Below are 859 nucleotides of genomic sequence, written 5' to 3'. Positions count from 1 at the left end.
TATTCAGATGTTTCTTTAAAAACATTACAAGCATTTCCTACTTCAGAAGAGGTCTTGATAGTTGATACAGAAACTTTAGCGACTAAAATTAAAGAATTCTGTAATACTCGTTCACTAAAATGGGCAAATCAACAGGCTGAAAAGCTAATGATTGCCGCAGCTCAAAACCCTTTCCAGAAGGTCTTATACTCTAGCCTTGCCCTGAGCTTAGATATGTATATTAATAGCTCTTTGAATACAAAAAACATCTATCTATGCTTGAAAATGAGATAGATGCTTTAGCAAAAAGTATTGAAGAATCTAAGATTATCCGATCAATTCCCGGTATCGGCGAAAAAATCGCTGCCACGATTGTTTCTGAAATTGGGGAAATTGAAAGATTTAATCATCCTAAAAAACTAGTCGCATTTGCGGGTCTTGATCCAAGTGTCTTTGAATCTGGTACATTCAAAGGAACTTACAATCGAATAACCAAAAGAGGCTCTAGCAGACTACGGCAAGCTTTGTATATGGGTGTTAAATGTGCTATTCGTGACTGTCGTAAACAGAAAACAACGGATGAAATCCTTCCTCGTAATAAGAAATTACGGGCGTTTTATGATAAAAAACGGGAAGAAGGAAAACCATTTAGAGTAGCTGTAATAGCTTGTGCAAACAAACTCTTACATTGGATTTATGCACTGTTAAAAAACAAAACTTCTTTCCAAGACTTAGCCTGATTAAACAATTTAACTAAGTGGACCATAACTTTCCAAATACAATATTTGGACGGTTATTTGGTAAGCACAAATTTAGTATAACATGATATTTTAATATTTTTATTAAAAAAAGTTGACAACTATTGGCTGGTTTTGTTGAA

The 859-nt window shown here is 34.1% G+C and carries 1 pseudogene; it reads left to right on the top strand.

From position 1 onward, the window contains the following. Window positions 1-719, top strand: a pseudogene (locus tag H131_RS24115) (IS110 family RNA-guided transposase); the annotation flags it as partial. Window positions 720-859 lie beyond the last annotated feature (140 nt).

Source organism: Lysinibacillus sphaericus OT4b.31 (assembly GCF_000392615.1).
Classification (GTDB): domain Bacteria; phylum Bacillota; class Bacilli; order Bacillales_A; family Planococcaceae; genus Lysinibacillus; species Lysinibacillus sphaericus_B.
This window is presented reverse-complemented; position numbering and strand designations above follow the sequence as displayed.